We start from the raw sequence: 17,042 nt of genomic DNA, 5'->3' as shown, positions 1-17,042 counted from the left end.
GCACTTTCTCGAACCCCTGAAGTCCCAACCAACACACGCAACTCAATCAATGCAGGAGAGCCACCATGGCCAACACCTCTTTACGTAAAGCCTCATTGCAAAGCATGGAAGCCGAGATCGAGAGTCTGCTGAAATCTTTGGAAAACCTTAAGGACGATGCTTCGGACGAGTCGCGTAAAACCCTGAAAGCCTTGAAAAGCAACGCCGAGAACGCGCTGAAACACTCGCGCCATTTGCTCAGCGATGCTTACGAAGAAGTTAAAGTAAAAACCCGTGAAACCGGGATCGCGACTCGCGACTACGCCCAGGAACACCCTTGGACTACAGCCGGTGTCGCTGTTGGTGCGTTGGGTCTTCTCGCGGCCTACCTGCTATTCAAACGGGGTGACTAATCCGACTGGCGCAGCTCGTTTTTGAGCCATTGCGCCAGTTGCCGAGCCCGCCCGTCCGCGGCGCGCTTGGGTAGCCACAACGCCAGTTGCGCCGGGGTTTCACTGAAACCCCAGGGCGCAACGAGGCGACCGGCCTTCAAGTCCTCGGCCACCAGCGGTTCTGGGGCAATCGCCACACCCAAGCCGGCCACTGCCGCCTCCAGCAAATAATACAAATGCTCGAAACCCTGACCGTACTTCAACGCCTTGGCGTCCAGTCCGCTTTGCTGTGCCCAACTCGGCCAGGCCTGCGGGCGCGACGTGGTGTGTAGCAATGGCTCGCTTAATAGCGCGCTTGCCGGTGCGTCCAGCAACCTTTCGTGGCCGGCGAATCGCGGGCTCATGACCGGGCCGATCCGTTCGCTGGCCAATTCGTAGACTTGCATGTCCGCTGGCCAAGGCGGTTCCGCAAACACCAGCAAGGCGTCGAGCCCCGGCCGACGCGGATCGAGATCGCCTTCCCCGGCCGAGAGATGCAAGCGCAGGTCTGGCAGGTCGGTATTCAGCCGTCCCAAGCGCGGTATGAACCAGCGTGCCAGCAAGCTGCCTGAGCAGCCGAGTACAAATGGCGCGTCGGCAATACTTTGGGTCAACTCTGCGCAAACCGTGCGTAAGCGCTCGAACGCCTCGCCGCTGACATCCCGCAATCGAATGCCGGCATCTGTGAGTTTAAGGCCGCGTCCATCCTTGATGAACAAGCTCACGCCCAGATGTTCTTCGAGCACCTTCAGTTGCCGGCTCACCGCACCATGGGTGACGTACAGCTGTTCGGCGGCCTGACTGACGCTGTTCAGGCGGGCAGTGGCTTCGAAGGCTCGAAGGGCGTTCAGCGGGGGTAGGTCGTGGCGCATGATATCTGTGAGTTTTCCTGACAGGTTGCAGCGATCTTATCGGTTTTCAGTCCAGGGCGTCAGGGGTAGAGTAAGCCCCATTGTCATCTCACGAATCCTACTGGAGCGACCCATGACCCAGACTAATCTGCGCAACGGCCCCGACGCCAACGGCCTGTTCGGCGCGTTCGGCGGCCGCTACGTCGCCGAAACCCTGATGCCGTTGATCCTCGACCTGGCCCGTGAATACGAACTGGCCAAGGAAGATCCGGCGTTCAAAGAAGAATTGGCCTACTTCCAGCGCGACTACGTCGGACGTCCAAGCCCTCTGTATTACGCCGAACGTCTGACCGAATTCTGCGGTGGTGCGAAGATTTACCTCAAGCGCGAAGAGCTGAACCATACCGGCGCGCACAAGATCAACAACTGCATCGGCCAGATCCTGCTGGCGCGGCGCATGGGCAAGAAACGCATCATCGCCGAGACCGGCGCCGGCATGCACGGCGTGGCGACCGCCACCGTGGCTGCGCGTTTCGGGCTCGATTGCGTGATCTACATGGGCACCACCGACATCGAACGTCAGCAGGCGAACGTGTTTCGCATGAAGCTGTTGGGCGCTGAAGTGATCCCGGTCGTGGCCGGTACCGGCACCCTCAAAGATGCGATGAACGAAGCCCTGCGCGATTGGGTGACCAACGTCGACAGCACCTTCTACCTGATCGGCACAGTGGCCGGTCCGCACCCTTATCCTGCGATGGTCCGCGACTTCCAGGCCGTCATCGGCAAAGAAACCCGTGACCAACTGCAAGCCCAGGAAGGCCGACTGCCGGATAGCTTGGTGGCATGCATCGGTGGTGGTTCCAATGCCATGGGCCTGTTCCACCCGTTCCTCGATGACAAAAGTGTCGAGATCATCGGTGTTGAAGCGGCCGGTTACGGTATCGAAACCGGCAAGCACGCTGCCAGCCTGAACGGCGGCGTACCCGGCGTGCTGCACGGCAACCGCACCTTCCTGTTGCAGGACGACGATGGCCAGATCATTGACGCCCATTCGATTTCCGCCGGTCTCGACTATCCAGGTATCGGCCCGGAACACGCCTGGTTGCATGACATCGGTCGCGTTCAGTACACCTCGGTGACCGACGACGAAGCCCTCGACGCGTTCCACAAATGCTGCCGCCTGGAAGGAATTATTCCTGCACTGGAAAGCGCCCACGCCCTGGCCGAAGTGTTCAAGCGCGCACCGACCCTGCCCAAAGATCACTTGATGGTGGTGAACCTGTCCGGCCGTGGCGACAAAGACATGCAAACCGTGATGCACCACATGGAACAATCGAAGCAGGAGAAACACTGATGAGCCGCCTGCAAACGCGTTTTGCCGAACTCAAGGAACAGAATCGTGCCGCTCTGGTGACCTTCGTGACCGCTGGCGACCCGAGCTATGACACTTCCCTGGCAATCCTTAAAGGCTTGCCAGGCGCTGGCGCCGATGTAATCGAGTTGGGCATGCCCTTCACCGATCCAATGGCCGATGGCCCGGCCATCCAGTTGGCCAACATCCGCGCCCTTGGCGCCAAGCAGAACCTGGCGAAAACCCTGCAAATGGTTCGCGAGTTCCGTGAAGGCAATACCGAGACGCCGCTGGTGCTGATGGGTTACTTCAACCCGATTCACATGTATGGCGTGCCGCGTTTCATTGCCGACGCCAAAGAGGCCGGCGTTGACGGTTTGATCGTGGTCGACCTGCCACCCGAGCATAACGGCGAGCTGTGCGACCCGGCCCAGGCAGCAGGCCTCGATTTTATCCGTCTGACCACACCGACCACCGATGATGTGCGCCTGCCGACCGTTTTGAACGGCAGCTCCGGCTTCGTCTACTACGTGTCTGTTGCCGGTGTGACCGGTGCGGGCGCGGCGACTCTGGAACACGTCGAAGAAGCCGTCGCCCGTTTACGTCGCCATACCGATTTGCCGATCAGCATCGGTTTCGGCATTCGTACCCCGGAACAAGCGGCGTCGATTGCTCGTCTGGCAGACGGTGTTGTGGTGGGGTCGGCACTGATCGATCACATCGCTAACGCTTCGACACCAGACCAGGCTGTTGATGGCGTGCTCAGCCTCTGCGCAGCACTGGCCGACGGCGTGCGTAAAGCCCGCGTCAGCTGAAGGTAAAGTTCCTGATACAGAGGAATCAGAGCCTCGCAACACAGACTAAACAGCAAGACCGAGGGCTTCAGGACTACGTTCTGAAGCCCTTTTTGCTGTATGTGCAGTGAGCGAAGACCTGATGAAAATGCCGAAACGTCTGATTGCCAGTCTGGGTGCGCTGATGCTCAGTGCTACTCCCATGCTGCACGCCAGCGCCGATCAGCGCGATGATCACGACCGCGGCGGCCCGCAGCAGGGGCATTACGATAACCACGGTAACAATCGTGGCGATGATCACCGTGGTCCGCAGAACAATCATCGCGGCTGGCCACCGCCACGGGACTTTGGCCCTGTGCGTCAGACTATTCACGATAACCAGGGCTACTTCGTACGCGGTGCTTCGCCACCTCCAGGTGTTCATCTGGTTCGTGGACGGCCGTTGCCTCACGGCTATTACGGCGAGCGCCTGGACAACCGCGCGCTGGGCCGGCTGCCGTATTACCCGGGTTACGAATAGCGCCGTGCAGGTGGCGATATTGTGCTGATCGCCGTAGGCACCGGAATCGTTTACGACGTTCTCGAAGGAGTGCTTTGATTAACGCCTAGGCATTAAAGGCTTCGCGGATCAGCCGCGAAGCCTTTTGTTTACGGCAATTCCAACCCGCCCGCGGCCTTGTGCAATTTTCTCAGATGCTCGCCGACCTGCTTCAGGTTGGCTTCATTGGCGGCCATCTCGGCCGCCCGGCTCGGTTCGAGCAGTGCTCTCACTTCCTTGTCCAGATCCCCGGTCAATGCCTGAAGCTGTTTCTGCCGCAGGCTGGTTTCCGACTCCAGACGCTGCCATTCATTCGGCTGCGGCAGTCCATAACCACCGGTGCCGAGCAACTCCGCCGGACGGCTGAGGAAGCCGCTATTGGCTAGAATCTGTTGCAAGGTTGCATTAGCCTTGTCCATGCCGCCGTTTTTCAATTCCCGAGCGCCCAGATAGCGCTGTTTCACTTCGTCCTGGGCCAACACCAACTGTTGACGGAAGCTAGCCTGCTCCAGCAGCAGCAACGCCGCGCTGGTGCGCAAATCAGCCTGGTCAATCCATTTTCGGCGCTCTTCAGCTTTCAATGACAGCCAGTCTTCGACCTTTTCCTGTTTGATCGGCAAGTGCTTTTTCAGCACTTCGAACATCGCTTGATAGCGATCGCGGAAGGAGTCGAAGCGATAGCCCAGGCGCAACGCTTCGCGGGGATCGTCCAGCACGCTGGTGTCCGCCAGTCCGCGCCCCTTGAGCACTTCCAGCAAACCGTTGGGCATGATGCTGTCCAGCCCGACCAACTGCGCATTGTTGGTGCTGCTGCGCAGTAATTTCAGGCCTTCTACAGCGCAGTTGTTGGACAGGAAGAAGTAGTTGCCGTCGTAACTCCAGTGCATTTCGGCGGCGTGTTCCACCACGTCTTCGATTTCGCTGTGTGACAGGTTCAGTGGTACCGAAGCCAGGCTGCGCAGTTCAGTCTTGGTGTATTCATCGATCACCTGAGCGAGCGGAAGGACAAACAGGCGTGACGGATATTTACCCACCAGACCATCCCAGCTCGACAGCTGTACGTCACCAACGAAGGCGCGGTAGGACAACACCAGATGCTGCTCCAGATCCAGGCGGCAATCCGGCCCACGTGGTCGGCCGGGTGCACAGATTACCAGCCGCAACATGCTGTGACCCCAGCGGCTGACCCAGTTCTGGTTGGCTTCGGCCAGCAGATAGTCGACGGCATAAACCCGTTCCGGATCGATCTGCCCCAAGGGCGTTTTGGCAAAGTCGTTGCCGGCATTGAGGAACGCGAAGGATTTGCCGCACGCGTCTTTGGCAGCAGGCGCCCAGCCGAAATGTTCTTTGTAGTAGCGGTACAGCGCAGGGCGGCGGCAGGCATAGCTTGGGTCGAGGAGGAAATACTCCATGTTGACCGCGACGAATTCCTTGGGACTGCTCGTCTCGTAAATGTCCGGGCTGCGGGCGACTTGCCGATTGTACTGTTCACGTTCGCCACGTCGGCCAACGTATTGCGGCCAGCCGGCAAGGTCCAGCAGGCGCGGGTCATCGCTGAGAGTAAAACGGCGTTCGGTCTGGCCGCGGCATTGATCCGGAATGCCGATCAACCCCGAGCTGCTATTGCGTTGGGTGCAGCGCTGAATCAGCGTGCGCTCAGCGTTTGGCCAAAGACGCGAGCGGTCATAGATGTGGGTGAGTTCGTGCAACACCGTGGCAAGCATTTCCCGGCGCACGGTGCCGTGGGGGCGATAAGTCTTCTTGGTCGCGGCTGTGCCGTCGGTGAGGCTGGCGAGCAGATTACGGTTCAGATCAAGTTCCGACACCAATGACGCCTGGCCATAGGCGTTGCTCGGCATGTCGTCGGTCCAGCCGACGTCGATGCGTCGGTCGAGCTTCTCGATAAATCGCGGCGGCAGCAACTGTATCGCTTCATCGAGCAGCGCCTGACTGGCTTGCTGCTGCGCGGGGCTCAGGCCTTCAGTCTTGAGCTTTAGTTGCAGGCCAGCCTGAGCCGTGTTGCCAAGCAGCAACACAATTCCGGCCAGCAGCCAGGCGATTAGCAACCTCACAGTGCGAGGATGGCTTCGGCGAGTACCTGATCACTGGCGTCGCGAGCTTCCGGCACGCGGATGCGCAATGTATTGAAGGCAGCTTCCAGGTGAGCGCCACGAATGTCGCCATCACTGGCAACGAAACTCGCCGCATCATCGTGGGCTTCACGGATGATCTTCGAATCACGGATGGATGTGGTGGTATCGGAAGTGAAATCAAGTGTGCGCTGGGTGGCATTGATGATGATGTTACTGGTGGCGACCAGGGTGTGCGCCTGGGCCACGTCAGCCAACAACAGCAGACCAAGGGCGGCAGCAATCAGTGGGCTACGCATGGAACGACTCCGCAAGAACAAGGATAACTATTGGACGAGAATTGCCTGCGCCAGTTCAAGGTCACTTGCATGAAGTTTTGGCCGTGCCTGGCGTAGATAAACCAGGGCTGACTCCAGCTGCGCTCCTCTCAGTTGGCCGTCACTGGCGATGAACGCCGCAGCGTCATCTCGTGCCGCGACTAGCAGCTTACGGTCGAAGGGCGCGGAGGTCACCATGCTTGTGGCGTAGCCGGTAGCCACGATGCCTTGTGTAGACAGATTAAAGGCGTCATAGGCATGGACCGAGCCCACCCAGCAGGCTGTCACGAAAAGCGGAGAGATCAACAGATTTGAAAGAAAACGCATGAGACTCGAAAGCTGAAGGCGAGTCGCAAGGCTAGCGCAACGCTCGGTCTAGAGCCAGCGCCGAAACATTGGGACACGGCTGGCGTGTCCCGCGTCAGTGGTGACGCTTAGATAGTCAGTATGGCTTGCGCGAGTTGTGCATCAGTCGCGTTCAACTGAGGTGCCTGGTGGCGAATGTGGTCGAGGGCACTTTCCAGTTTCACACCACGGATGGAACCTTCGCTGGCAACGAAGCTGGCGGCGTCGTCACGGGCAGCCCGCACGATCTTGTCATCGCGAAAGGAAGAAGTGACATCGGAGGTCGCATCGGATGTGGCCTTCAGTGCGCCGACGACGGCATCAGTGGTCACGATGAAGCTGGAGGCGTGGGAATTGGCAGCCACGGCAAGCAGGGCTGCAGCGCTGAGCAGACGAAGACGAAGACGGGACATGGTGTAACTCCTTTGGAAAAACCGATTGAGAGGTGGCGCGTGTCTGGAGAATCAGACGCCAGTCACGCAGCGTGCGCCACGTTCTATCTGGATATTAGGCCTGAGTGTATCGGTTCGAACAGGCCCGACTGTTAAAGCACGAAGCTAGCGCCAGAACGGTTTATCCAATTCGTTGAGACGATCGGCGAGACTGATGCTCAGGTCTGAGAGCTGGTGCTCATTGAGTTGACCCAGTAATCGCCGGGTTCTGGCCCTCTCCTGGCTGGTGGCCAGACTTCTTGACAGTTCACGAAACCAGCGCAAACGCGGTTTCGCTTGTGGGGTAGTAACAGAGAGATCCCGTAATTGATTCATGGGAGCAGCCATTTTTTTGCAGGTCGGGATTTAATAGTGATCTCGTCCGCCCTGCTAAAACACGCACACCGTCTAAAATTGTACTGGTTCAGTTTTGATTTAAAAGAAACTGTAACGGTCTATCGCTATCTGTTCTGTGTGCCAGAATTTTCTGGCCCACAACGACAAAACCCGTCGTGGTTTCCCACGACGGGTTTTGTTTGTTCAATTCGGGTTGCTGGCGGTGGACCCTGCAGGTCAGAGCCAGCGACGCTACTTAGCGCCAGAACGGCTTGCTCAGCTCTTCGTAGCGTTGTGCTTCGCTAATCCCGGCGTCAGCCAGCAGACGCGAATCCAGGCGAGCCAGTTGATGGCGGCTGGAGATGCGGCGCTGCCACAACATCAGGTTGGCGAGAACGCGAAAAGGCGTGGAAGCCTGGGTTTTAACAGCGTTGTCTTCGAAAAACAGCTCGGAACTGAGTGTACGTTCCATGGTTGACATCCTTCCGCTTGTGGCGGGATTAGGTAGTGGTTTAACTGATGCCAATGATCCTCTCGTTTGGCTAGTCTCTGTAGATACAGTTCACCTGTATTGTGAGGGACCAGTTAACTGTTAAATGGTGGTGTACTGGTCGAAATTGAGGCAACTGTACTTGTTCGCACTAATACGGTGCAATTTTGATCAATTTGGTTAAAGGAGTAGGAGATTACGGTAGGAGACGACCGGTACAGCAGTACAGTTTTGTTCAGGTTTGGGTCTGGCAATAGCAAGCTGACGAAACTGTGTTTGCGTCAGCTGCTATCTGTACCAATTACACCGCGATCATTCGCCCGGTCTCCTCCAGGTTGATGTGCCAACTCAAGGCATCACGCAGGATATGCGGTGTGTGTCCGCCAATTGCGCAAGCGGCGGTGAAGTAGTCATCCAGGGCTTGGCGATAGTCCGGGTGCACGCAGTTGTCGATGATGACTCGAGCCCGCTCTCGCGGCGCCAGACCACGCAGGTCGGCCAGACCGATCTCGGTGACGAGGATGTCCACATCATGCTCGGTGTGGTCGACATGGCTGACCATCGGCACCACGCTGGAGATCGCGCCGCCCTTGGCGATCGACTTGGTCACGAAAACCGCCAAATGCGCATTGCGCGCAAAGTCGCCCGACCCTCCGATACCGTTCATCATCCGCGTGCCGCAGACGTGGGTGGAATTGACGTTGCCGTACAGGTCGAACTCTAGCGCGGTGTTGATGCCGATGATGCCCAGGCGGCGGACCACTTCGGGATGGTTGGTAATTTCCTGAGGGCGCAGCACCAGTTTGTCCTTGTAATGCTCAAGGTTGCCAAAAACATCGGTATTGCGACGGCTCGACAAAGTGATTGAACTGCCAGAAGCAAAGCTCAGCTTGCCGGCGTCGATCAGGTCGAAGGTCGAATCCTGAAGCACCTCGGAGTACATCGTCAGGTCTTCGAAGGGCGAATCGATCAGGCCGCACATCACCGAGTTGGCGATGGTACCGATACCGGCTTGCAGCGGACCGAGCTTGTTGGTCATGCGCCCGGCGGCCACTTCCTGCTTGAAGAAGTCGATCAGGTGATCGGCGATGGCCTGAGTATCAACGTCCGGCGGCAACACGGTGGACGGCGAGTCGGATTGATTGGTAATCACGATCGCGACGATCTTTTCCGGCGGGATCGGGATGGCACTGCTGCCGATGCGATCATCGACCTTCACCAGTGGAATCGGTGTGCGGGTCGGGCGGTAAGTCGGGATATAGATGTCGTGCAGCCCTTCAAGATTCGGGTTGTGCGCCAGGTTGATCTCGACGATCACCTGTTTGGCGAAAATCGCGAAACTGGCCGAGTTGCCTACCGAGGTGGTCGGTACGATGTGGCCCTGCTCGGTGATCGCTACAGCTTCGATAACCGCGATGTCCGGCAGCTTGAGTTGCTGGTTGCGCAGCGACTCCACGGTTTCCGACAAATGCTGGTCGATGAACATGACTTCGCCAGCGTTAATCGCCTTGCGCAGGGTGCTGTCGACCTGGAACGGCATGCGCCGCGACAGTACGCCGGCTTCGGTGAGTTGTTTATCAAGGTCGTTGCCCAGGCTTGCGCCGGTCATCAGGGTGATTTTCAGCGGGGTGATTTTGGCGCGTTCGGCCAATGCGTGGGGCACGGCTTTGGCTTCGCCGGCGCGGGTGAAACCGCTCATGCCGACGGTCATGCCGTCCTCAATCAGAGCGGCAGCGTCAGCGGCGCTCATCACCTTATCCAACAACGAAGGCAAGCGAATACGATCACGGTACATGGATTGTTATCTCGGGCAACGGAAGCAAGGTACGCAGTCTAGTGATTTCAAAAAAATTCCTCCCGCTACCATGGTCGAATGCAGACCCCTGATTTAGAGCCTTTGGTCGGGTTTTGACTGACAATAAAAAACCCCAGCCTACTAAAGGCTGAGGTTTTGGGTATTGCGCTGGAGCAGGTTTTACTCGATGGCTTTGACCATGTCTTCGATAACTTTCTTGGCGTCCCCGAAGACCATCATGGTTTTGTCCAGGTAGAACAGTTCGTTGTCCAGACCGGCATAGCCACTGGCCATCGAGCGCTTGTTGACGATCACGGTCTTGGCTTTATAAGCCTCGAGGATCGGCATGCCGGCAATCGGCGATTTCGGGTCGTTCTTCGCGGCCGGGTTGACCACGTCGTTGGCGCCGAGCACCAGCACCACGTCGGCCTGGCCGAACTCGGAGTTGATGTCATCCATCTCGAACACTTGCTCGTAAGGCACTTCGGCTTCGGCCAGCAGGACGTTCATGTGCCCTGGCATCCGACCGGCGACCGGGTGGATCGCAAACTTCACAGTGACTCCCCGGTGAGTCAGCTTCTCCGCCAGCTCCATCAGTGAGTGTTGGGCGCGTGCCACCGCCAGGCCATAACCCGGAACAATGATCACGGTGTCGGCGTTGGTCAGCAGGAACGTCGCATCGTCAGCCGAACCGGATTTCACCGGACGGGCTTCTTTCGAGCCAGCAGGGCCTGCCGCGTCTGTTGTGTTGCCGAAACCACCGAGCAATACGTTGAAGAACGAACGGTTCATCGCCTTGCACATGATGTACGAGAGGATCGCACCGGACGAACCCACCAGGGAGCCCGCGATGATCAGCATCGAGTTGTTCAGCGAGAAACCGATACCTGCCGCTGCCCAGCCGGAGTAGCTGTTGAGCATCGACACAACCACCGGCATGTCGGCACCGCCGATCGGGATGATGATCAGCACACCCAGCACGAAGGCCAGGGCCAGCATTAGGGCGAAGGCGCTGAGGTTGCCGGTCAGCATGAAAGTGATACCCAGAGCCAGCGTCGCCAGACCCAACACCAGGTTCAGTTTGTGCTGGCCGCCGAACTGTACCGGTGCGCCCTGGAAGAGGCGAAACTTGTACTTGCCCGAGAGCTTGCCGAAAGCGATCACCGAACCGGAGAAGGTGATCGCACCGATCGCAGCGCCGAGGAACAGCTCCAGACGGTTGCCCGCTGGAATCGCGTCGCCCAGTTGCTTGACGATACCCAGCGATTGCGGCTCAACGACAGCAGCGATGGCAATAAACACCGCAGCCATCCCGATCATGCTGTGCATGAAGGCGACCAGTTCTGGCATCTTGGTCATTTCGACACGCTTGGCCATGATCGAACCGGCGGTGCCGCCAACCAACAGACCGACGATGACGTAGCCAATGCCAGCCGTGGCCAGCTCAGCGCCCAGCTTATAGATGAGGCCGACGGTGGTGAGGATCGCCAACGCCATGCCGAGCATGCCGTATACGTTGCCGCGCCGCGACGTGGTCGGGTGCGACAGGCCCTTGAGAGCCTGGATGAAGCAGATCGACGCGATCAAGTAGAGCGTCGTTACAAGGTTCATGCTCATTACTTAGGCGCCTCTTCTTTTACGGCTTTCGGGGCTTTTTTCTTGAACATCTCAAGCATCCTGCGGGTAACCAGGAAGCCACCAAATACGTTCACTGCCGCCAGAGCCACCGCCAGGGTGCCCATGGTCTTGCCCAGTGGCGTCACGGTCAAAGCCGCCGCCAGCATGGCGCCGACGATCACGATTGCCGAGATCGCGTTGGTCACCGCCATCAACGGCGTGTGCAGTGCAGGTGTAACGTTCCAGACCACGTGATAACCGACATAAATCGCCAGCACGAAGATGATCAGGTTGTAGATACCGGGGGAGATAAGCTCTTCCATCGTCTGAATCCCTGCTTAGGCGTTTTTGCGGATGACTTGGCCGTCGCGGCACATCAGGCACGCGGCGACGATGTCGTCTTCTAGGTTCACTTCGAACTGGCCTTCTTTGTTGAAGACCAGCTTCAGGAAGTCCAGCAGGTTGCGGGCGTACAGTGCCGACGCATCTGCAGCGACTGCGCCGGCCAGATTGGTCGGGCCGCAGATGGTCACGCCATTTTCGACGACGACCTGATCAGCCACGGTCAGCGGGCAGTTGCCGCCCTGGGCTGCCGCGAGGTCGATGACCACCGAGCCTGGTTTCATCTGCGCCACGGTTTCCGCGCTTAACAACGTCGGCGCCTTGCGGCCCGGAATCAGTGCAGTGGTGATGACAATGTCGGCCTGCTTGGCGCGTTCGTGCACGGCCAAGGCCTGACGTTGCATCCAGCTGGCTGGCATTGGTCGCGCGTAACCGCCGACACCGACGGCGCATTCGCGCTCTTCATCGGTTTCGTACGGTACGTCGACGAACTTGGCGCCGAGGGACTCAATCTGCTCTTTTACCGCAGGACGTACGTCAGATGCTTCGATAACTGCCCCCAGACGTTTCGCCGTGGCGATCGCCTGCAAACCGGCTACGCCGGCGCCAAGAATCAGCACACGCGCCGCTTTCACGGTACCCGCGGCGGTCATCAGCATTGGCATGAAGCGCGGATAGTGGTGCGCGGCCAGCAGCACAGCTTTATAGCCGGCGATGTTCGCCTGTGACGACAGCACGTCCAGGCTCTGGGCGCGGGAGGTGCGCGGTGCGGCTTCCAGCGCAAACGCGGTAATACCGCACTCAGCCAGCTTGGCAATGGTTTCATTGCTGAACGGGTTGAGCATGCCCACTACAACGGCGCCGCTCTTGATCAGAGCCAGCTCGCTGTCGCTGGGTGCGACCACCTTGAGAATCAGCTCGGCACCAAACGCATCGTTGGCGCTGCCAATGGTTGCGCCTGCCGCTTCATAGGCACTGTCGACAACGCTGGCATTAATGCCGGCGCCGCTTTGCACAGTGACCTTATGACCCTGGCCGATCAGCTTCTTGATGGTTTCCGGGGTTGCAGCAACCCGTGTTTCACCCGTCTGGGTTTCGAGAGGAACACCAATGTGCACGTCAAATCTCCTGCGTGATCTTATTGAGTAAACCCAGGCACTTCGGATGGTGCAACTGGGGCGGCCGATCAGCACGATCCCGCCAAATCAGGGCGGGGCGCGGCATTTTGCAGGCGAACTTAGTGCCCTTCAAGGGATTATGACGGGTGACGGAAAATTAACTACAAGTCACCCCGTGACCGAATGTCGCAACTGGCCGGTTCAATCCCTTGCAGGCTGTGTCTTGTAAGGGGTCAGGTGGAAATTGAACAAATTTGCACATCGCTACCGTGAATGAGGAGATATCTCCTGCAAATGAAGGCTCAAGGCCACGTAGTCAGGCACTTCTGGGACGTTTGTACTGCTTTTTCGTACAGTTTGCAAAATGCGACAAATATTTATATCTGTAGGTCTTTGGTTTTTCTGACTACGAGGTCAGATAGTTGGTCAAAGCCTTTATCCTTCTAGGTTGTAGCTTTGTGCCTGATTGACCAACCAATCGCGAAATGCCTTTAAAGACGCCGATTCGACCTTTCGCTCGGGAATCATCAGGTAATACGCCTTGATGCTGGAGAGTGCTTGGGGATTGGCGATCACCAGGCGCCTCTCGGCCAGTTCACGTTGAATCAAAAACGGCGGAATCAGTGCAATACCCATGTCGTGCATGGCCGCTTGGGCAAGCATGGAGAATAGCTCGTAGCGCGGTCCTGTCATGTCTCGCGGAATATTAAGGTTCTGGGAGTTGAACCATTGGCGCCAGGCATAAGGGCGGGTGGTCTGTTGTAGGAGGGATAGTTCGGCGATTTCACCGGGCGTCAGATGCGTCTTTTTCCCCAGTAGGCTGGGGCTGCACACCGGCATCGGATTTTCGCCCATCAGTCTGTGGGATTCGGTACCTGACCAGTCCGCGTCACCGAAGTAGATAGCAGCATCGAAGTCGGTGTCGGCAAAGAGGAAGGGTCGCGTACGGTTGGTGAGGTTAACCGTCACTTCCGGGTGTTTTTGCTGGAAGTCCTTGAGCCGTGGCAGCAGCCATTGAGTGCCGAAGGTCGGAACCACGGCAAGTTCGATGACGTTGGCGCCCTGCTGGCCCATCACAGACAAGGTGTCCCGCTCAACCGCATCAAGCTGCGTGGCTACCCGACGGCTGTAGGAAAGTCCGGCTTCCGTCAATTTGACCCCGCGGCGCGAGCGTCGGAACAGTTCCACGCCGAGGAACTCCTCAAGGCTGGCGATCTGTCGGCAAATAGCCCCTTGGGTCAACGAAAGTTCGTGAGCCGCCTTGGTAAAGCTCTCGTGGCGTGCTGCGGCTTCGAAGCTGATCAAGGCGGTTGTGCTGGGTATCTTCCTGCGCATGTACGTCAACCTCACTAATGCATTGCGTAAAACCAGTTTCATGACGTTTCGGAGTGAGAAATTAGCACAACAGTATGCAAAATCCTCGTTTGCCGCGACGCCGAACCCGGCCTAGGATCAACCCACGTTATTTGACCCGATTCGAGAGGACTCACTCATGGGCGGTAAAGCTAGCTTCAACTGGATCGATCCCCTGCTGCTGGATCAACAGCTCACCGAAGAAGAACGCATGATTCGTGACACTGCTGCGCAGTTCGCTCAGCAGAAGCTCGCGCCGCGTGTTCTCGAAGCTTTCCGCCATGAGAAGACAGATCCTGCGATCTTCCGCGAAATGGGTGAAGTGGGCCTGTTGGGCGCCACTATCCCTGAGCAGTACGGTGGCAGCGGCCTCAACTATGTCAGTTACGGTCTGATCGCCCGTGAAGTTGAGCGTGTCGACTCCGGTTATCGCTCGATGATGAGCGTGCAGTCGTCGCTGGTCATGGTGCCGATCAACGAATTCGGTACCGAAGCCCAGAAGCAGAAATACTTGCCGAAACTGGCCTCGGGCGAATGGATCGGTTGCTTTGGTCTGACCGAGCCTGACCATGGTTCCGACCCGGGCGCGATGATTACTCGTGCACGCAAAGTGGAAGGCGGCTACAGCCTCACCGGCAGCAAAATGTGGATCACCAACAGCCCGATCGCCGATGTGTTCGTGGTTTGGGGTAAAGACGATGCGGGCGACATTCGCGGATTCGTTCTGGAGAAAGGCTGGAAAGGTCTGAGCGCTCCGGCGATTCACGGCAAGGTCGGCCTGCGAGCGTCGATCACTGGCGAGATCGTCATGGACAACGTGTTTGTCCCTGAAGAAAACATTTTCCCTGATGTGCGGGGTCTGAAAGGCCCGTTCACCTGCCTCAACTCCGCACGTTATGGCATTTCCTGGGGGGCACTGGGTGCTGCCGAGTTCTGCTGGCATACCGCTCGCCAGTACACCCTGGATCGCAAGCAGTTCGGTCGCCCATTGGCGGCCACTCAGCTGATCCAGAAGAAACTGGCCGACATGCAGACTGAAATCACCATGGCGCTGCAAGGCTGCCTGCGTCTGGGTCGTATGAAGGATGAAGGCACGGCTGCCGTCGAGATTACTTCGATGATGAAGCGCAACTCCTGCGGCAAGTCTCTGGACATTGCACGCATGGCTCGCGACATGTTGGGTGGCAACGGCATCTCCGATGAATTCGGTGTCGCTCGCCACCTGGTCAATCTGGAAGTGGTGAATACTTATGAAGGTACGCATGACGTCCACGCGCTGATCCTCGGTCGCGCGCAGACCGGCATCCAGGCGTTCTATTAATAGGAGAACGGCCATGGGCGCGCTTTCGCATCTACGGGTACTGGATTTATCGCGAGTGCTGGCCGGGCCTTGGGCCGGGCAGATCCTGGCGGACCTTGGCGCTGAAGTGATCAAGGTCGAGCGCCCGGGTAATGGCGATGACACGCGCGCCTGGGGGCCTCCCTTCCTTAAAGACGCCTATGGCGAGAATACCAGCGAGGCGGCCTACTACTTGTCGGCCAATCGCAACAAGCAATCGGTGACCATCGACTTCACGCGCCCGGAGGGGCAGAAGCTGGTACGTGATTTGGCGGCCAAGTCGGACATCCTGATTGAGAATTTCAAGGTCGGTGGTCTGGCGGCTTACGGACTGGACTACGGGTCACTGAAGGCAATCAATCCGAATCTGATCTATTGCTCGATCACCGGGTTTGGTCAGACCGGTCCTTACGCCAAGCGTGCGGGTTATGACTTCATGATCCAGGGGCTTGGCGGCTTGATGAGTCTGACTGGGCGACCTGAAGGCGACGAAGGCGCAGGGCCGGTGAAAGTCGGCGTGGCGCTGACGGACATCTTGACCGGGCTCTATTCGACCGTGGCGATCCTTGCGGCGCTTGCGCATCGGGATCATGACGGTGGCGGTCAGCATATCGATATGGCACTGCTGGATGTTCAAGTGGCTTGTCTGGCCAATCAGGCGATGAACTATCTGACTACGGGCAATGCTCCGAAGCGCCTGGGTAATGCTCATCCGAATATCGTGCCTTATCAGGACTTTCCTACGGCGGATGGAGACTTCATCCTCACCGTGGGTAATGACGGGCAGTTTCGCAAGTTTGCTGAAGTGGCTGGTCAGCCCCAGTGGGCGGATGATCCGCGATTTGCAACCAACAAGCTGCGGGTGGCAAACCGGGCGGTGCTGGTTCCGTTGATTCGCCAGGCGACGGTATTCAAGACGACTGCCGAGTGGGTGACACAGTTGGAGCAGGCTGGTGTGCCATGCGGGCCGATCAATGATCTGGCTCAGATGTTTGCGGATCCTCAGGTCAAGGCGCGTGGGTTGGCGATCGAGTTGCCCCATGCCTTGGCTGGAATGGTGCCGCAGGTGGCAAGTCCGATTCGTCTGTCGGAGACACCTGTGGAGTACCGCAATGCACCTCCTTTATTGGGTGAGCATACGTTGGAGGTCCTGCAACGGGTATTGGGTCTGGATCCTGATGCGGTGGCTGCTTTCAAAGAGGCTGGGGTGCTCTGAAGGCTCCTTCTATATAGCAGGAGTGATTTTGCTCTCCTATATAAGAGGGAATCGGCCTGCTTTCCGGCTTTCTGCAAGTTATTGATAGAAAGGCGTAATTAAGGGTTGACGGCAGATTCTGGAAGTCTATAATTCGCCCCACTTCCGGCGCAGTCGAAACGGAAAACTCCTTGGTAAACAATGAGTTACGCAGTTTTCGACAGCGAGTTGCTTCAGGTCATCGAAGCCCAGAAGGAGTTGAAAGAGCGAGGTTGTTTGGCTCTTTTAACGATTCGATCTTCTCGGTCGAAAGCGGTGTAAAAGAGGTGT

17 protein-coding genes and 1 pseudogene are annotated in these 17,042 nt (G+C 57.9%); 6 read left to right on the top strand and 12 right to left on the bottom strand.

What is annotated here, in order from left to right; translation table 11 throughout:
• Window positions 1-65: 65 nt before the first annotated feature.
• Window positions 66-392 carry a YqjD family protein gene (locus tag FQ185_RS28390; RefSeq protein ID WP_008152522.1) on the top strand — a complete coding sequence of 109 codons (327 nt, stop codon included), beginning with the start codon at window positions 66-68 and terminating at the stop codon, window positions 390-392.
• On the opposite strand, the gene FQ185_RS28385 is transcribed toward FQ185_RS28390, so the two are convergent.
• Window positions 389-1,282: a LysR family transcriptional regulator gene (locus FQ185_RS28385; protein WP_149420325.1), complete on the bottom strand. Its 894-nt coding sequence runs from the start codon at window positions 1,280-1,282 to the stop codon at window positions 389-391. The genes FQ185_RS28390 and FQ185_RS28385 overlap by 4 nt on opposite strands.
• Before the next feature lie 112 nt (window positions 1,283-1,394).
• Here FQ185_RS28385 and trpB point away from each other — a divergent pair, with 112 nt between their 5' ends.
• From trpB to FQ185_RS28370, 3 genes and pseudogenes are all read left to right on the top strand, one after another.
• Window positions 1,395-2,615, top strand: a complete 1,221-nt coding sequence (gene trpB, locus FQ185_RS28380) for a tryptophan synthase subunit beta (RefSeq protein WP_149420324.1) — start codon at window positions 1,395-1,397, stop codon at window positions 2,613-2,615.
• Window positions 2,615-3,427 (top strand): tryptophan synthase subunit alpha, encoded by an 813-nt coding sequence (gene trpA / locus FQ185_RS28375; RefSeq protein ID WP_149420323.1) that lies wholly within the window; start codon window positions 2,615-2,617, stop codon window positions 3,425-3,427. Before trpB ends, trpA begins: the two co-directional genes overlap by 1 nt.
• A gap of 121 nt (window positions 3,428-3,548) precedes the next feature.
• Window positions 3,549-4,004: pseudogene (locus FQ185_RS28370) on the top strand (anti-virulence regulator CigR family protein).
• Window positions 4,005-4,054: 50 nt separating this feature from the next.
• Here FQ185_RS28370 and FQ185_RS28365 read toward each other — a convergent pair.
• From FQ185_RS28365 to FQ185_RS28315, 11 genes are all read right to left on the bottom strand, one after another.
• Window positions 4,055-6,016, bottom strand: coding sequence for a DUF4105 domain-containing protein (locus tag FQ185_RS28365; protein WP_149420322.1), 1,962 nt, complete (start codon window positions 6,014-6,016; stop codon window positions 4,055-4,057).
• Window positions 6,013-6,333, bottom strand: coding sequence for a DUF2388 domain-containing protein (locus FQ185_RS28360; RefSeq protein WP_149420321.1), 321 nt, complete (start codon window positions 6,331-6,333; stop codon window positions 6,013-6,015). Before FQ185_RS28360 ends, FQ185_RS28365 begins: the two co-directional genes overlap by 4 nt.
• 27 nt (window positions 6,334-6,360) lie before the next feature.
• Entirely contained in the window at window positions 6,361-6,678 is a 318-nt protein-coding gene (locus FQ185_RS28355; protein ID WP_149420320.1) for a DUF2388 domain-containing protein, read from the bottom strand.
• Between the two features lie 107 nt (window positions 6,679-6,785).
• Window positions 6,786-7,109 (bottom strand): DUF2388 domain-containing protein, encoded by a 324-nt coding sequence (locus FQ185_RS28350; protein WP_149420319.1) that lies wholly within the window; start codon window positions 7,107-7,109, stop codon window positions 6,786-6,788.
• A 144-nt stretch (window positions 7,110-7,253) separates the two neighbouring features.
• Window positions 7,254-7,463, bottom strand: a complete 210-nt coding sequence (locus FQ185_RS30780) for a DUF1127 domain-containing protein (RefSeq protein ID WP_149420318.1) — start codon at window positions 7,461-7,463, stop codon at window positions 7,254-7,256.
• Window positions 7,464-7,719: 256 nt separating this feature from the next.
• Entirely contained in the window at window positions 7,720-7,935 is a 216-nt protein-coding gene (locus FQ185_RS28340; protein ID WP_111448093.1) for a DUF1127 domain-containing protein, read from the bottom strand.
• Between the two features lie 319 nt (window positions 7,936-8,254).
• Window positions 8,255-9,748 carry an acetyl-CoA hydrolase/transferase family protein gene (locus FQ185_RS28335; protein ID WP_149420317.1) on the bottom strand — a complete coding sequence of 498 codons (1,494 nt, stop codon included), beginning with the start codon at window positions 9,746-9,748 and terminating at the stop codon, window positions 8,255-8,257.
• Window positions 9,749-9,928: 180 nt separating this feature from the next.
• Entirely contained in the window at window positions 9,929-11,365 is a 1,437-nt protein-coding gene (locus FQ185_RS28330; RefSeq protein ID WP_149420316.1) for an NAD(P)(+) transhydrogenase (Re/Si-specific) subunit beta, read from the bottom strand.
• Window positions 11,365-11,688 (bottom strand): NAD(P) transhydrogenase subunit alpha, encoded by a 324-nt coding sequence (locus FQ185_RS28325; RefSeq protein ID WP_003187010.1) that lies wholly within the window; start codon window positions 11,686-11,688, stop codon window positions 11,365-11,367. The genes FQ185_RS28330 and FQ185_RS28325 overlap by 1 nt, the downstream gene beginning before the upstream one ends.
• 15 nt (window positions 11,689-11,703) lie before the next feature.
• Window positions 11,704-12,825 (bottom strand): Re/Si-specific NAD(P)(+) transhydrogenase subunit alpha, encoded by a 1,122-nt coding sequence (locus FQ185_RS28320; RefSeq protein ID WP_149420315.1) that lies wholly within the window; start codon window positions 12,823-12,825, stop codon window positions 11,704-11,706.
• 435 nt (window positions 12,826-13,260) lie between these two features.
• A complete protein-coding gene (locus FQ185_RS28315) occupies window positions 13,261-14,160 on the bottom strand; it encodes a LysR family transcriptional regulator (protein WP_149420356.1) in 900 nt (299 codons plus the stop codon).
• A 157-nt stretch (window positions 14,161-14,317) separates the two neighbouring features.
• Between FQ185_RS28315 and FQ185_RS28310 the strand changes: the two genes are divergently transcribed.
• A complete protein-coding gene (locus FQ185_RS28310; RefSeq protein WP_149420314.1) occupies window positions 14,318-15,499 on the top strand; it encodes an acyl-CoA dehydrogenase in 1,182 nt (393 codons plus the stop codon).
• A 13-nt stretch (window positions 15,500-15,512) separates the two neighbouring features.
• Window positions 15,513-16,733 (top strand): CaiB/BaiF CoA-transferase family protein, encoded by a 1,221-nt coding sequence (locus tag FQ185_RS28305; protein WP_149420313.1) that lies wholly within the window; start codon window positions 15,513-15,515, stop codon window positions 16,731-16,733.
• Window positions 16,734-17,042 lie beyond the last annotated feature (309 nt).

The organism is Pseudomonas sp. ANT_H12B, from assembly GCF_008369325.1.
Taxonomy (GTDB): Bacteria; Pseudomonadota; Gammaproteobacteria; order Pseudomonadales; family Pseudomonadaceae; genus Aquipseudomonas.
This window is presented reverse-complemented; position numbering and strand designations above follow the sequence as displayed.

Excerpts from the sequence above, each read along its gene's own strand:
- FQ185_RS28330 (WP_149420316.1), bottom strand. The coding sequence starts at position 11,365 with ATGAGCATGAACCTTGTAACGACGCTCTACTTGATCGCGTCGATCTGC.
- FQ185_RS28390 (WP_008152522.1), top strand. The coding sequence starts at position 66 with ATGGCCAACACCTCTTTACGTAAAGCCTCATTGCAAAGCATGGAAGCC.
- FQ185_RS28315 (WP_149420356.1), bottom strand. The coding sequence starts at position 14,160 with ATGCGCAGGAAGATACCCAGCACAACCGCCTTGATCAGCTTCGAAGCC.
- trpA (WP_149420323.1), top strand. The coding sequence starts at position 2,615 with ATGAGCCGCCTGCAAACGCGTTTTGCCGAACTCAAGGAACAGAATCGT.
- FQ185_RS28385 (WP_149420325.1), bottom strand. The coding sequence starts at position 1,282 with ATGCGCCACGACCTACCCCCGCTGAACGCCCTTCGAGCCTTCGAAGCC.
- FQ185_RS28340 (WP_111448093.1), bottom strand. The coding sequence starts at position 7,935 with ATGGAACGTACACTCAGTTCCGAGCTGTTTTTCGAAGACAACGCTGTT.
- FQ185_RS28355 (WP_149420320.1), bottom strand. The coding sequence starts at position 6,678 with ATGCGTTTTCTTTCAAATCTGTTGATCTCTCCGCTTTTCGTGACAGCC.
- FQ185_RS28310 (WP_149420314.1), top strand. The coding sequence starts at position 14,318 with ATGGGCGGTAAAGCTAGCTTCAACTGGATCGATCCCCTGCTGCTGGAT.
- FQ185_RS28335 (WP_149420317.1), bottom strand. The coding sequence starts at position 9,748 with ATGTACCGTGATCGTATTCGCTTGCCTTCGTTGTTGGATAAGGTGATG.
- FQ185_RS28325 (WP_003187010.1), bottom strand. The coding sequence starts at position 11,688 with ATGGAAGAGCTTATCTCCCCCGGTATCTACAACCTGATCATCTTCGTG.
- FQ185_RS28305 (WP_149420313.1), top strand. The coding sequence starts at position 15,513 with ATGGGCGCGCTTTCGCATCTACGGGTACTGGATTTATCGCGAGTGCTG.
- FQ185_RS28360 (WP_149420321.1), bottom strand. The coding sequence starts at position 6,333 with ATGCGTAGCCCACTGATTGCTGCCGCCCTTGGTCTGCTGTTGTTGGCT.
- trpB (WP_149420324.1), top strand. The coding sequence starts at position 1,395 with ATGACCCAGACTAATCTGCGCAACGGCCCCGACGCCAACGGCCTGTTC.
- FQ185_RS30780 (WP_149420318.1), bottom strand. The coding sequence starts at position 7,463 with ATGAATCAATTACGGGATCTCTCTGTTACTACCCCACAAGCGAAACCG.
- FQ185_RS28350 (WP_149420319.1), bottom strand. The coding sequence starts at position 7,109 with ATGTCCCGTCTTCGTCTTCGTCTGCTCAGCGCTGCAGCCCTGCTTGCC.